This window comes from Egicoccus sp. AB-alg2, from assembly GCF_041821065.1.
Classification (GTDB): domain Bacteria; phylum Actinomycetota; class Nitriliruptoria; order Nitriliruptorales; family Nitriliruptoraceae; genus Egicoccus.
This window is the reverse complement of sequence record NZ_JBGUAX010000005.1, coordinates 153,099-164,904: the sequence shown is the minus strand read 5'-3', so window position 1 is coordinate 164,904 and position 11,806 is coordinate 153,099. Positions and strand designations below refer to the sequence as shown.

Here is an 11,806-nt window from a genome sequence, read left to right as displayed (position 1 = left end):
TTCCCAAGACCCCGGCGTCGGCGACCAAAGGATCTCGGCCGCGGTGCGGAGCTCAGGCCGCCCGGTCCGCGAAGGCGGCCGCCACCGCGTCGACCAGGTCGGCCTTGCGTGCACCTGACGGCACGGCCAGCTCCAGCTCCGCGGCCAGCACGCGCAGGTCGTCGACGGTCTCGGACGCCGCCAGCGCGGCCGGTCCGGCATCCAGCAGCGTGGCGACCGCGGCGAGGTCGTCCTCGAACGCCTCGCGGGCGGCGAACCGGTCGGCGTCCGAGCGGGCGCGCAGCACCGACGACGGGTGCACCGTCGGGATCGCCGGCAGCCGGTGCGGGCCGACGTGCAGGCGTCCGCGCGCCTTGGTGACCTTGACCTGAGGGCCCAACACCGCCTGGGCGGCGGTGGCGCCGAGCAGCACCAGCACCCGCGGGCTGGTGCGTGCCAGCTCCGCCTGCAGCCACGGCAGGCAGGCGCGGATCTCGATGCGGTTCGGCTTCTCGTGGATGCGCCGCTTGCCGCGCCGCTCCGACCACTTGAAGTGCTTGACGGCGTTCGTGCGGTACTGGGCCGTCTCGCCCAGCCCGACCGACTCCAGCGCCCGGTCGAGCTCGCGGCCGGCCGGACCGACGAACGGGTGGCCCTCCTGGTCCTCCCGATCGCCCGGCTGCTCGCCGACCAGCACGAGCTCGGCGTCCGGCGCGCCCTCGCCGAAGACCGTCTGCGTACCCGTCAGGTGCAGGTCGCAGGCCGTGCAGCCGGCCGCGATCCGGGCCAGCTCGTCCAGCGACGCGTCCGGCGGGATCAGTACCGCCGCGGTGTCCGGTTGCTCCACCATCGTGTGACCTCCGGCGCTCGTCCCGGCGAACGATCGCACGCGGGCGGGCGGCCCCGTAGGGTGGGCGGCCCGGCCGTAGGAGGGTGGATTGTCGGTCACCCTCCCGGTCGATGCGCCGGTGCTGGTCGTGGGCGCGCTGTTGGTGGCGGCGGTGCTCGTCGCGGGGCTCTCCGACCGGCTGCGCGTCCCGGGCGCGCTGCTGTCCCTCGGGCTGGGGATGCTGCTGGGCAGCGACGGGTTCGGTTGGGTGCCGTTCGGTGACGTCGCGCTGGCCCGCGACCTCGGGGTCATCGCGCTGGTCGTGATCCTGTTCGAGGGTGGGCTGACGACGAAACCGGCCGACCTGCGCCGCGGTGGTCTGCCGGGGTTCGTGCTCTCGAACCTCGGCGTGCTGATCACCGCGGCCGTCACCGCCGGTGCGCTGGTGCTGCTGCTCGACGTCGGCTGGCGGACGGGGTTCCTGCTGGGCGCGATCGTCGGTTCGACCGACGCCGCGGCGGTCTTCGACCTGCTGCGTCGCACCCCGCTGCCGCGGCGTATCGCGTCCGCGCTGGAGGTCGAATCGGGCGCGAACGACCCGTTCGCGGTCGTGTTGACGATCAGCATCCTCGCCACCGCCGACGCGCCGCTGGACTGGACGGAGTGGTTCACGTTCGGTGCCCGCCAGCTGGTCGGTGGCCTGGCCTTCGGCGCGCTCGCCGGCGCGTTCGGCGTGGTGCTGCTGCGGCGCTGGCGGCTGCGGGCTCAGGCGCTGTACCCCCTGCTGGCCTTCGCGGTCGCGGCCGTGGCCTACGGCAGCGCCGCCGTGGCGGGCGCGTCCGGGTTCCTCGCGGTCTACGTCGCCGGCCTGGCAATCGGCGCGTGGGTTCCACGGGAGCGGCGCGTCATCCGCAACTTCGCCACCACGCTGGCCAACAGTGCCGACCTGGGGCTGTTCCTGATGCTCGGGCTGCTCGTGTTCCCGTCGCAGCTGGGCGAGGTGGCCGGTCCTGCGCTGGCCGCCACGGCTGTGCTGCTGTTCGTCTCCCGCCCGGTCGCGACGATGGTGTGCCTGACCCCGTTCGGGTTCGGCTGGCGTGAGCAGGTGGTCGCGTCGTGGGCCGGTCTGCGCGGCGCCGTGCCGATCGTGCTGGCGACGTTCCCGCTGACGGCCGGCTACCCGGCGGGCGCCACCATCTTCAACGTGGTGTTCTTCGTCGTGCTGGTCTCGGTCGCCCTGCAGGGCGTCACGGTGGCGCCGCTGGTGCGTCGCCTCGGGCTGGAGGAGGACCGGCCGGCCTGGGAGAACCTCGCCGAGGCGCTCCCGATCGAGTCGCTGGACGTGCACCTCGTGGAGTTGACCGTGGCCGAGGAGCTCCCGATCTGTGGCCGGCGGCTTCGCGAGGTTCCCGTGCCGGAGGGCATGCTGATCACCACGCTCGTGCGGGGACACGCGATGCTGGTGCCGACGGGGGCGACGCGGCTGCACCCCGACGACCAGCTGGTGATCACCGTGGCGGCCAGCGAGGACGCCGCGGCGCTGGTCAGTCGGTGGGCCCGCGACCGGCGCCACCAGACCGTCGACGGTGAGGAGGCGCCGTGACCGTCGGGGCGTTCGGCGACGACCTCGCCGTCGTCCGCGAGCTGGGCAGCCGCGCCGACGGGCGCGACTGGCTGCAGGCCCTGCCCGCCCTGGTCGCGGACCTGGCGCGCGACTGGCGGCTCCGGATCGGTGCGCCGTGGCCCGAGGGGCGCACCGCCTGGACGGCCCCGGCCGTGACCAGCGACGGCCGGGAGGTCGTGCTGAAGGTGGTGTGGCCGCACCCGGAGGCGGCCGGCGAGGCCGCCGCCCTGACGCACTGGTCCGGCCACGGCGCCGTCCGGCTGTTGCGGCACGACCCGTCGCGCTGGGCGCTGCTGTTGTCGCGCTGCCGTCCCGGCGTGTCGCTGCGCGACCACGACGCCCCGGCCGACGTGCGCCTCCGCACGGCGGCCACGGTCCTGCGACGGCTCTGGGACGTCGCCCCGCCGACGCCGCCCCTGCCGGTGCACCTGGTGCCGGAACTCGCCACGGTGGCTGCGTCCTGGGCCGCGCTGGCCGAGTCGCGGCTGGCGGCGACGGACGGCCGCCACGACCCCGGCCTGGCGCGCCACGGCATCGCGCTGCTCCGGAGCCTGCCGAGCGTGGAGACCTCGGTGATGTTGCACGGCGACTTCAATCCCGGCAACGTGCTCAGCGACGCGGCGGCGGGCTGGCAGGCCATCGACGCGAAGCCGATGCTCGGCGACCCGGCCTACGACCCCTGGCCCTTGCTGACCCAGCTGGACGCACCGTTCGCGGCGCCCGATCCGGCGGCCCGGCTCGCGGAGCGGTACCGGCGCTTCGGCGCGCTGGTCGGCGTGGCGCCGCAGCGGCTCGCGGCCTGGTCGGTCGCCCGGACGATCGAGATGGCCCTGTGGCAGGACCACCACGGCCGCCACGCCGAGGCCGCGGCCGCCTTCGGGCAGGCGTCCGTGCTGGCGCGCGTCGACGAACGGCTGCCGGGGTGACGGGACTTGCGCCGTCCTCGTGCGCCGATGCCGGTGCGATCACGTCGGGGCGTCGAGCAGGTCGCGGTCGACCCGCACCAGCCCGACGCCCCCGTGCACCAGCAGCGGATCGGCCGAGGCCACCTGCACGCTCCCCGGCAGTTCGACCTGCCCGCCGGAGCCGTACACGCGGGTGAGACCGTCCTGGCGGACGAACGTCAGGCCTCCCCGCCAGTCGACGTGCGCGCTGTCGGCGACCTGGAGGTGGCGTTCGTAGGCGACCCGCAGCGGGTCCGTCCGCAGCCGCACGACGCTGCGGCCGCGACCGAGTACCAGGTCCACCAGGCCCGCCTCCACGTCGACCACCTCGAGCAGCGGCCGGTCGGCGAGCGCCACGCCGGCCGGCAGTCGCAGGCGGGCCTCGTCCTCGATCGCTCCGTCCGCGCCGACGACGAAGGCGAGCAGTTCACGTCCGGACGCGAGCACCTCGATGCCGAGGATCCGGCGGCCCAGCGGTTCGGCGAGCAGGCCGCGGTGCACGTCCGGGTCGAAGGCGCGCTCGAAGGCGACCTCGCCGGTCGCCGGGTCGACGGCGGTGCGTCGGTCGGTGTCCTCGACGAGCACCCAGGGGGCCGCGGAGAACGGATCGGCACCCTCGTGTACGTCGGTGGCGACGCTGCCGGTGACCTCGCCCGTGTCCGCGTCGATGCGGTCGACGCGCCCGTCGGCGACGGCCTGGATGCCGCCCTGGCCGACGAACGCGAACCGGTAGGGCCCGGCCGCCTCCCAGTCGACGCGCCCGTCCACCAGCGAGACCCGCTGGATGCCGCCGGCGGGCGTGGCGAGGAACGGCAGCGGGGGAGCCGGGTGGCGTTCGGGCTGGAGGAGCGGCGTGCCGACGTGGTGGCCGAGCACCGCACCGTCCACGTCCACCACCAGCAGCTCGCCCTGGGAGCCCTGCCCGACCGGGCCGCCGGCCACCAGCAGCCGGTCACCGAGCCAGGCCAGCTCCGAGGCCCGGGCGAAGGGCAGCTCCGTCGTGGTCCGCTGATGGCCGTCGGTGGCGTCGAACAGCAGCAACCGCGGGCCGTCGGCGACGGCGACGAGGCCACCGCCGACGGCGCCACGCAGGTCGTGGGACCAGGCCTGGGCGGCGTCCGACGCCGTGGGGCGCTGCCAGCGCACCTCGCCGGTGTGTGGGTCGAGCGCCAGCATCCCGTCGCGGCTCGCGTGCACGACCAGCCCGTCCCCGACCCACACGTTGCGGTGGTCGACCCCGTCCACCTGCCAGGCGGCGCAACCCTGCGGGAAACAGCTGTCCTCACGCGGCACGCCGCGGCCGCCCGCCGGATCCGACGCCGCATCCGGGTCCGTGTCCGGGTCGGACGGTGTGACACCGGCACGCGGGGGATCGGCGTCCGGGCCGGGGCGCGCCTCGACGGGCAGCTGGACGTCCACGTCGCCGGGCATGGCCGGATCGCCCGCGGCCAGCGGATCGGGCGGGAGCGCCCGGTAGCCGACGGCCACACCCAGCACCGCCAGGAGGCCCAGGACGACCGCGCCACGCGGTCGGGTCCGGCCGACGGTGACCCCGCGCGGGCCGGTGAGCGCCGCGCCGCAGCGGCCGCACCAGCGGCTGGTCGCGCGCGGCCACGACGCGCCACACGCCTCGCACTGCCGTCGTGCCACGGCGGCCCTTCGCGGTCGTACTCGGGATGCTCCGTGCCCGGCGAACGTACTGCGAGCCGCACCGCCACGGACGGGGCCGCCCGGGCCCACGAACCGGCACCGTGCCCGCGAACCGCCACCGGGCGGCGTGTCGCCACCCGGGACCCGCCGCCGGTTCGGCTCAGCGCGGGCTGGCCTCACCCGTGTCCACGAGGTAGGCGACGGTGCGTGCCAGGAACGAGCCCATCTGCTCCCGGCTGACGTCGCCGCGCGGCTGGTAGCGGCCACGCGCGTCGCCGCCCGCGAGTCCGGCGGTGGCGGCCTTGTCGATGAAGGCCTCGTGGGTGTTGCCGGCGATGTCCGGGAAGCCGGCGTCGGCCTCGATCAGGTCCTCGCCGGTGCGGTACTCCAGCGCCGCCGCCAGGAAGCGCGCCATCTGGTCGCGCTTGACGTACGCGTTGGGGCGGAAGGTGCGGTCCGGGAAGCCGCCGACGATCCCGGCCGTGACCAGGCGTTGGATGTTGGCCTCGTGCGCGTGGCCGGCGATGTCCGTGAGCCGTGTCGGCCGCGGCGCCGGCAGCGTGCCTCCGGTCTCGTCGATCATGTTCGCGATGAAGGTCGCCATCTGGCCGCGGGTGACCTTGCGGCCGGGCCGGTAGCTGCCGTCGACGAAGCCGCCGGCGATCTGGTAGTGGGCGACGCAGTCGATCGCGGCGGCGTGGACGGTGGTCGCGTTCGTCACGTCCGGGAACGCGTCGCGCTCCGCGTCCCGGCAGGTGTTGCGCAGGTCACGCACGGGCGGGCGCGTCCGCAGCAGTTCACGGACGTCGAGCAGGCCGTGCCCGAACGCGGTGTCGCGGCCGGGGGCGCCGAGGTCGAGCGCGGTCGCGCCCAGTGCGGTGCGGGTCTGCTCGGCCGAGGAGTTGGTCGCCTCCATGAACAGCGCGGCCGCCCCGGCGACGATCGGCGTGGAGAACGACGTGCCGTTGAAGAGGTCGTAACCGTCACGCGCGCCGAGCGTCAGGATGCTGTTGCCCGCGGTGTACCCCTCGGCCGTGCGTTGTCCGCCGGGCGCGGCGATCTCCACCCATGGGGCGCGGTTGGAGTAGGAAGCGCGGCTGCGGTCGGGGCGGGTGGCGGCGACCGCCAGCGTGGCCGAGTGATCGGCCGGTGCCACCGCGACGTTGTTCGAGTTCTCGTTCCCGGCGGCCGCCACCACCAGCACGCCGGCGTTCCGGGCGCGGTTCAGCGAACGCGCCAGCGGGTTGATGGTCGTCCCCGGCCCGCCGAGGGAGAGGTTGATGACGTCGGCGCCGTCGGCGACCGCCCGGTCGATGGCCGCCGCGATCGCCGAGGCACCGGCACAGCCGGCGAAGTCGAACACCTGGTAGGGGCGGATGGTGGCGCCCCAGGCGATGCCCGTGAGTTGCTCGCCGGGCCGGGCCGCCGCCACGCCGGCGACGGCGGTGCCGTGCCCACCGCGGTCGGAGTTGGCCGCTGCGGGGATGGCGACGCCGCGCAGCGCGTCGAATCCGGCCGCGACACGGTTGCGCAATTCCGACCGGCTGCCGTTCACGCCGTCGTCGATGACCGCGATCGTCACGCCGGCGCCGGACGCGCGACCGGAGGCGGCCGAGGCGCGGACCTGCGTGCGCCACCAGGCGTTGGCCTGGGCCGCCGTCGCCACCGGGTCGGTCGCGGCCCGGGTGAAGACCTGCGAGGACCGGACGTCGACGACCCCGGCCAGGCGCCGCACCGCGTCGACGTGGTCCGGGGAGGCCAACAGGACCTCGAACGTGCCCGACGCCTCGTGGACCGACGTCGGTGTCAGCCCCGCCGTCCGTACGGCCGCGAGCGACTCGGCGAGGCGACCGGATGCGGCCGTGACGGTCTGCCGGGCGACGCTGTCCACCTGGCACGAGCCGTCGGGGAAGTAGCCCGGCGGCTCCGGCGGCACGCCGTCCTCGGGGATGTCGATCTCCCCGTCCGGCATGACGGCGTCGTCGTACTCGGGCATGCGGTCGACGGCCGCATCGTCGGGCCCGAACGACGTGATCACGAAGAAGAAGCTGTCGACGCCCGCGATGGCCGTGGCGGGGAAGGCGAACCCGGCGCCATGGCCGTCCGGTGCCAGCTGACCGGTGCCGAGGAACGTCGGCTCGTCGTCGGAGCTGTCGAGGTCGTGAACCGCACCGACCACGGTCTTCCCGATGGCGCTCAGGAAGATCTCGAAGCGTCGGCGATCTTGCGGCCGGTCCTCGTCGGTGACGAGTTGCAGGGTGACCCCGCTGGCCAGCTGGCTGGCCGTGATGGGCTTGCACGTCTCCACCACGAAGCCGTAGTGCGCGGTCGACGCCGCCGTGGCGTCGACGATCGCTGCGGCCCGCAGGTCGAGCGGTGCCTCGCCCGCGTCCCCGCAGTAGTCGTCGTAGTAGTGGGCGACGCTGCTGGCCGACGACCGGCGGAACACCTCGCCGTCGGCGCGCACCAGCGGTCCCTCGGCTCGCGCGTCGCGGGTCGCCACACGCAGCTCGCGGAGGCGCTCGGGCGACGGCGGGGCAGGGAGGTCGATCATCAGCGAGCCGGCCGGCACGTCGTCGGCGGCCGGTGCCGCGGCGGTCGCGCTGGCCGGTGCGACCGTCGCCGTGGCCAGCAATCCGGCGCCGAGCGACGCCACGAGCAACCGTCGGGAGAGTGTCGTGTCGCGCACGCCGTCGTCCTGCCACGCGTCGGAGGAGCCCCTGCACCGGGGCCTGCCGCCCCCCGTCGGCCGGCGACCCCGGATTCCGCACGAACGCTAGGCGATCGTGGCGCGCGCGCCCGGCTATTCCTCGTCGAGTTCCTCGGCGAGCCCGTTGGGATCGATGAGCCCGCCGGCGGCGGCGAGCGCACCAGCCGTGGTCACGGCGCGGTCGTAGACGACGGTGAAGTAGTGGGCCGCGATCTGCTCGTGACCCGGCAGCGGTGGCGTGCCCAGCGAGCGCGGCACCGCGGCGGGGGCGTCCGTGATCTGCACGCCGGTCTCGGTCTCGGGCAGCTGGGCCGGGTCCCCCCAGAAGGCGACCGGGTCCGGCTGGTTGCGACCGCGCCCGCGGTTGCGGCGGTTGCCGCGCGGGGGCTTGCCACCACCGCCGCCACCACCGCCGCCACCGCTGCCACTGCCGCCGCCGGTGCGCTGGTTGCGGCGTTCCTCCTGCGCGGCCGGCTGCTGCTGGCCGCCGGCGCGCCCACGGCCGCGTCGGCGCGAAGCCCGCCGGCCGGTGTTGCGTGCGGCACTCATGCTCGACCTCCGGTGTCGGCGGTGGGCAGGGCGGACTCGTCCGTGAGCAGCGCCGAGCTGTCCAGCCCGAGCGCCCGGCGCAGCTGCTCGGAGTCGAGGTCGTCGACGGAACTGGACTTGGGCAGCACCAGGTCGGCGATCTGTCGCTTGCCGGCCACGACCTCCTCGACGCGTTCGTCGACGGTGCCGGGGCAGACGAGCCGGTGGGCGACGACCGTCCGGGTCTGCCCGATGCGCCACACGCGGTCGCGGGCCTGGTCCTCGACCGCCGGGTTCCACCAGCGGTCGTAGAGCACGACGTGGCTGGCGGCGGTGAGATTGAGCCCGGTGCCGCCCGCCTTCAGCGACAGCACCATGGCGCCCGGGCCGGTGCCCTCCTGGAACTCCTTGACCATCCGGTCCCGCCGGCCGCGGGCCAGGCCACCGTGGTAGCAGGCGATCGGCAGGCCGGTGCGGGCGGTGAGGTGTGCGGCGAGCCGCTCACCCCAGGTCGCGAAGTGCGTGAAGATCAGCATCCGCTCGTTGGCCTCGAAGACGTTGTCGACGATCTCCTCGAGGCGGGTGAGCTTGCCGGAGCGGTCGGCCAACGGCCCGTCGTCGCCGGTGTAGGCGGCCGGGTGGTTGCAGATCTGCTTGAGCGCCGTGATGGCGGCCAACACCGCGCCCTTCTTCTTGGGCGCGCCCGGTTCGGCCTCGGCGGTCTCCGCCACGAGCTGGTCGAGGACGGCCTGGTACAGGCCGATCTGCTCGGGCGTCATCGGACAGTGGTCCAGCGCGTCGATGCGGTCGGGCAGCTCCTCGGCGATGACCGGCTCGGCCTTGGTCCGGCGGAAGACGAGCACGCCGTTGAGGGTCTTCAGCGCGGACTCGGCGGTCGAGCCCGACTCCGACGCCTTCTGCATCTGCGCCACGAACGTGGCCCGGTCGCCGACGAGCCCCGGGTTGACGAAGTCCATCAGCGCCCACAGGTCGCCGAGGCCGTTCTCGATCGGGGTGCCGGTCAACACGACGCGGTTGCGGGCCTGCAGCCGGCGCAGCTGCTGGGCCGTCTCCGACGTCGGGTTCTTGATGACCTGCGCCTCGTCGAGGACGACCTTGTTCCACTCGAGCTGGGCGAGGGCCTCGACGTCACGCAGGGCGGTGCCGTAGGTGGTCAGCAGGACGTCGGTGTCGGCGACCTCCTCGGCGATGGTCTCCAGGCTGGCGCGGTCCACGCCGTGGTGGACCCGGACCCGCAGCTCCGGGACGAACTTGGCCGCCTCGGAGGCCCAGTTGCCGACGACGGCGGGTGGGGCGATGACCAGTGCCGGCCCGGCCTCGCGCGACAGGCGCAGGTGGGCGAGCAGCGTCGGGGTCTTGCCGAGGCCCATGTCGAGGGCGAGGCAGCCGCCCAGCCCGGCGCCGTCGAGGAACTCCAGCCACGCCAGGGCGTTGGCCTGGTAGCTGCGCAGCTCGCCCTCGAAGCCGGGCGGACTGGTCGGCGGGTGCGGCGGGATCTCGCGGGCGCTGCGCAGCAGGTCGGCCGCCCAGCCCTCGCCGCCGACCGAGACCGGTCGACCGAGGGCCGTGCCGTCGAGCCCCAGCGCGTAGCGCAGCATGTCCGCGCCGGTGAGCCGGGTCTGCTTCTCGCGCTCGGCCAGCGCCTCGGCCGCCGCCTGCAGGTCGGCGTGGTCCACCTCGACCCAGCGGCCGTGGGACTTGACCAGCGGCCGCGACTCCTTCGCGAGGCGCTGGATGTCGTCGGCGGTCAGTTCGACGTCGTCGAAGACGGCCGACCACCGCACGCTGGAGAGCTGCTGGGCACCGACGGCCGTCTCGTGCTCGCCGGTCGAGGTGACGCGCAGCGAGGGGGTCGCCTTCTTCTTCGCCAGCGGCGGGACGCGCACCTCGAACCCGGCGGCGACCAGCACGGAGCCGGTGTGGGCCATCAGCTCCCACGCCTCGTCCTGGCTCAGGATGACCTGGCCGCGGCGGGTGTCCTTGCCGCGGGCGAGCGGGGCGTAGAGCCCCTCCAGGCGCTCGAGCTCGCGCTTGATCGCCTCCTTGCGCTCGTGCTTGGCACGCGACATGGCCGCCTCGACCGGCTCCTCCTTGCGGCCGGCCGCCGAGGTCAGCGTCCGCAGCAGCCAGGCGTCGCCCTCGTCGGGCGGGTCGAGCTGCACGACCAGGCCGACCTTGGGTGCGCCCGTGACGCCCTCGGCCCAGGTCTTCAGTCCCTTGGCGATCTCGCTGCCCTGCTGGTGCAGCGCCTCGAACGTGGAGCCGTCGAGGCGGCCGAGGACGGCCTCGGCGACCTCGGAGGCGCTGCGCGGCTGCGGGGGTGGTGCGGGGACCTCGACCCGCGCTGCGGCCTCGCGGCAGATCGCGTCGACGAACGCGGCCACGATCGAGCGGGTGATCGCCCGCGGATCGCGGCGGTCGAGCGCCGCGACGACGCCGGGCATCGACTTGGCCAGGGCGGTGAGCTCGTCGTGGTCGATCAGCGTGGCATCCCAGCGCACGGCGAAGTACGACCGGTTCGCCGGCGCGTCGCCGACCTTCTGCAGCTGCGGCACCATCCGCCCGTGCGCGACCAGCCGCACCGCCAGCGCGGCCGCCAGCCCCATCCAGGTCACCGACGCGCCCAGTGCCTCGTCGTCGTGGGTCGAGTTCAGCGACACCAGCCAGCCGAGGGAGCTGCGCACGGGTGCGGCCACGGCGTCGACCTTCTCGCCGCCCGGCAGCTTCACCGGCTCGTGGTCGCCCCACACGTCGCTTCCGGCGCCGACCTGCTTGAGCCGGGTCCGCAGCGACTCGACGTCGTCGGCGTCGGCCTCGTAGCCGCCGGCCCAGGCCACCACGTCGCCACGGTCCCAGGTCAGCTGCAACTGGGTCACGCCCACGACGGCCGGCTGCGGCGGCGGGGCCTGCTCGCGCTCCTCGCGGCGGTCGCCGTCGCGGTCCTGGCGTCGACGGGGGTCCTGCCCGGTCAGCTCGACGAGCATGTCGTCGACGCGGTCGCGCTCCTCCTCGAAGTCGGCGAGCACGAGCGCTCGCTCGGGACCGTGGAGTTCCTTGCGGAGCCGGTCGATCGTGCCCTGCGCGTCGCGCCGCATTGCCTGCAGCGCCTCGACCCACTCTTCCTCGTGGGACTCGAGGACCGCGAGGTCGGCGTCGCTCGCGAGGCCGTCGAGGTGGGCCTGGGCGAGTTCGCGGAAGTCGCCCAGCGTCACCGGCCGTGGTGCTGTCGTGGTGCTGATGGTCGTCTCTTTCGTGCCGTCCACGGCGAGAACGCATCCGAGTCGTCTCGCGCGGCGTCGTCCGCACGTTCGCGTCGCACGGTCGGCGAACCCACGCCCGCACCTGCCGGGTGGGGTGCTGGCCCATGCGGGACCGACGTTGCTGCCCCGTCCAGGCCAGCCGGTCGTCGACCGGCGGCATGCCACCGTCCGCGCGCCCCCGGGTGGGGACGCAGTGCGCCTCGGACCGTGTAGGCGGCGACGCGTCTGCCGCACCCCTCGTCGGCGGCGACACTGCCTGCG

Annotated in this window: 7 protein-coding genes; 2 read left to right on the top strand and 5 right to left on the bottom strand. The window is 74.8% G+C overall.

Annotated elements, in window-relative coordinates:
- Nucleotides 1-52: 52 nt before the first annotated feature.
- Nucleotides 53-829: a UdgX family uracil-DNA binding protein gene (locus ACERM0_RS10650; RefSeq protein WP_373678571.1), complete on the bottom strand. Its 777-nt coding sequence runs from the start codon at nt 827-829 to the stop codon at nt 53-55.
- Between the two features lie 88 nt (nt 830-917).
- Between ACERM0_RS10650 and ACERM0_RS10645 the strand changes: the two genes are divergently transcribed.
- Nucleotides 918-2,411 carry a potassium/proton antiporter gene (locus ACERM0_RS10645; protein ID WP_373678570.1) on the top strand — a complete coding sequence of 498 codons (1,494 nt, stop codon included), beginning with the start codon at nt 918-920 and terminating at the stop codon, nt 2,409-2,411.
- A complete protein-coding gene (locus ACERM0_RS10640; RefSeq protein WP_373678569.1) occupies nt 2,408-3,358 on the top strand; it encodes an aminoglycoside phosphotransferase family protein in 951 nt (316 codons plus the stop codon). Before ACERM0_RS10645 ends, ACERM0_RS10640 begins: the two co-directional genes overlap by 4 nt.
- Nucleotides 3,359-3,397: 39 nt before the next feature.
- Here the strand turns inward: ACERM0_RS10640 and ACERM0_RS10635 are convergent, their stop codons facing one another.
- The 4 genes from ACERM0_RS10635 to ACERM0_RS10620 form a co-directional block, all read right to left on the bottom strand.
- Entirely contained in the window at nt 3,398-5,026 is a 1,629-nt protein-coding gene (locus ACERM0_RS10635; protein WP_373678568.1) for a hypothetical protein, read from the bottom strand.
- Nucleotides 5,027-5,186: 160 nt separating this feature from the next.
- Nucleotides 5,187-7,715, bottom strand: coding sequence for a S8 family serine peptidase (locus ACERM0_RS10630; RefSeq protein WP_373678567.1), 2,529 nt, complete (start codon nt 7,713-7,715; stop codon nt 5,187-5,189).
- 114 nt (nt 7,716-7,829) lie between these two features.
- A complete protein-coding gene (locus ACERM0_RS10625) occupies nt 7,830-8,285 on the bottom strand; it encodes a hypothetical protein (protein ID WP_373678566.1) in 456 nt (151 codons plus the stop codon).
- The gene (locus ACERM0_RS10620; RefSeq protein ID WP_373678565.1) at nt 8,282-11,548 is read right to left on the bottom strand and encodes a DEAD/DEAH box helicase; all 3,267 of its coding nucleotides are present in this window, start codon (nt 11,546-11,548) and stop codon (nt 8,282-8,284) included. Before ACERM0_RS10620 ends, ACERM0_RS10625 begins: the two co-directional genes overlap by 4 nt.
- Nucleotides 11,549-11,806: the final 258 nt, after the last annotated feature.

Coding starts and splice junctions, on each gene's coding strand:
- ACERM0_RS10625 (WP_373678566.1), bottom strand. CDS start 8,285: ATGAGTGCCGCACGCAACACCGGCCGGCGGGCTTCGCGCCGACGCGGC.
- ACERM0_RS10650 (WP_373678571.1), bottom strand. CDS start 829: ATGGTGGAGCAACCGGACACCGCGGCGGTACTGATCCCGCCGGACGCG.